3 protein-coding genes are annotated in these 2163 nt (G+C 61.6%); all 3 read left to right on the top strand.

Annotated features, from left to right (window positions below; translation table 11 throughout):
• Positions 1-972: phage portal protein (locus AC1DQP_RS19690; RefSeq protein ID WP_478052321.1), on the top strand; the 972-nt coding region annotated here is incomplete at its 5' end.
• A complete protein-coding gene (locus AC1DQP_RS19685) occupies positions 962-1606 on the top strand; it encodes an HK97 family phage prohead protease (RefSeq protein WP_457488441.1) in 645 nt (214 codons plus the stop codon). The genes AC1DQP_RS19690 and AC1DQP_RS19685, both read left to right, overlap by 11 nt.
• Positions 1606-2163: phage major capsid protein (locus tag AC1DQP_RS19680; RefSeq protein WP_478052320.1), on the top strand; the 558-nt coding region annotated here is incomplete at its 3' end. The genes AC1DQP_RS19685 and AC1DQP_RS19680, both read left to right, overlap by 1 nt.

The following is a 2163-nucleotide window of genomic DNA, read 5'->3' as shown; positions in this document are numbered from 1 at the left end:
CTGCTACGCCTGCTCAGCAAGCCCAACCCGTACATCACCCGGCTGAACTTCCTCAAGGCCATGGTGGTGAACATGGCCTTGCGAGGAAACGCCTACGCGATCATCCACCGCGCCGATGATGGCGCGTGGATTGGGCTCATCCCGCTGAGTCCTGATCAGGTCGAGGTGGATACCGAAAGCGACCTCATCTACTGGGCAACCATTGCCGGCGATCGCACTGCGGTATCGCCGGAAAACATGCTTCATTTCAAGCTGTTTAGCTCCGATGGCATCAATGGCCTGTCGCCTGTGGAATATCAGGCCGAAACGCTTGGCCTGGCGCGCACCGCGCAGGATTGGTCTGCGCGGTTCATGCGCAAGGGCGGCTTCACCGGCGGCTACATCATCTACGACAACTTCCTCACCAAGGAGCAGCAGAAGAGCATCTTGGAGAAGATGCCCGACATCCGCCGCGGCAACGTGGACGACATCGGCAAGATGGCGATCCTGCAGGGCGGGCCGAAGATCCAGGCCGCCGGGCTGAGCCAGAAGGACAGCCAGTTCATCGAATCGCAGCAGTTCCAGGAAGAGGCCATCGCCGGCATCTGGGGTGTGCCCCTGTACCTGGCGAACCGCGCCCGGTCGACGTCGGTAATGGGCTCCAACCTTGAGCAGCAGACCAGCGGGTTTATCACCTTCGGCCTCAAGCCATACCTGGACGCGATCGAAGATGAACTCAACGACAAGCTGTTCGGTCCGGACGGGTCGATGTTCGTCGAATTCGTGGTCGAGGGGTTGCTGCGGGCGGACAGCGCGGCGCGCGCGGCCTACTACAAGGCCGCTCTCGGCGGCTCCGGCGGCTCGGGCTGGATGAGCATCACCGAGGTCCGGGAGAAAGAGAACCTACCTCCGCTTGATGGCGAGGAATACAACCGCGTCACCCGATGGGAAGCAGGCAACGACAAGACCGGAGACAGCGCAAATGCTGAGTAAATTGGACTGCCCGTTTGAAGTGAAATCGGCTGACGACGCCGGCAACTTCGAGGGCTACGCGTCGGTGTTCAACAACGTCGACCTCGGCAGCGACATCATCCTGCCGGGTGCCTTCGTGAAGGTGAAGACGACTCGCAAGGGACGCCTTCGCCTGGCCCTGTATCACAACCTCACGCGTCTTATCGGCGACGCCGAGTTCAAGCAGGACGACAACGGCCTGCTGCTCAAGGGAAAGGTGAACCTCAACGTCAGCTACGCCCGAGACGCGTATGAGCTGATGAAGGAGGGCACGCTCGATGAAATGTCGGTCGGGTTCAACACGATCGAAGACGCCATGGAAGACCGAGGCGGTCGCCGCGTGCGCGTCATCCGGAAGGCTGAGCTGTGGGAGGCATCGGTCGTGCCCTTCGGCATGAACCCCGAAGCCCAAGTGCTCAACGTCAAGTCGGACATCCGCAGTTTCGAGAGCGCCTTGCGCGAGCGCATGGGGCTCTCACAGAAAGAGGCGAATGCCGTCGCCTCACTCGGCTTTCCCGCGATCCACCGAGACGGTGGATCAGTGGCCACGGAGACCGTGGAACAGCTGAAACAGCTTGGCAACTCCATCCAATCCATCTTTGAAGGAATGCACTAATGCCGGACAACATCAACGAGATCCGCGAAGGCCTCGAAAAGCAGCTGAWGGACGGCTTTGCCGGCCTCCAGAAGAAGTACGACAGCGCCTCGTCCGAGATCGAGAAGGGTAACCAGGTCACTGCCGACCTTAAGAAGCAGATCCAGACGGCCACCGATGAGGTGCAGAAGGTCGTGGACAAGGTTCTCAAGCTGGAAGAGAAGGGCCTGCTCCTGCACGGCAACCCGGCCCAGAAAAAGGGCTTCATCGACTTCGTGAAGGGCCACGACGACTACAAGGCCCTGACCGAGCGTAAGCAGGCATCGGCCGAGCTGGAGATCACCAAGGGCGACATGGCCGCGATGCAGGAGACGAAGATCGTCACCAGCGCCGGCATCGTGCCGCCGAGCTACGATCCGACCCTGCAGGCCGGTCCGCGCCAGGAGCTGCGCATCCGCGACCTCATCCCGTCGGTGCCCGTGTCCGGTCAGAGCTTCACCTACTACCGCGAGCTGCTGCACACCCGTGCCGCTGCCGGCGTGGCCGAAGGTGGGGCCAAGCCGCAGAGCAACGTCACC

The sequence above is a fragment of the Stenotrophomonas sp. P5_A8 genome, assembly GCF_056400545.1.
The sequence above is the reverse complement of the archived record's forward strand: the minus strand, read 5'-3'. Positions and strand labels throughout refer to the sequence as shown.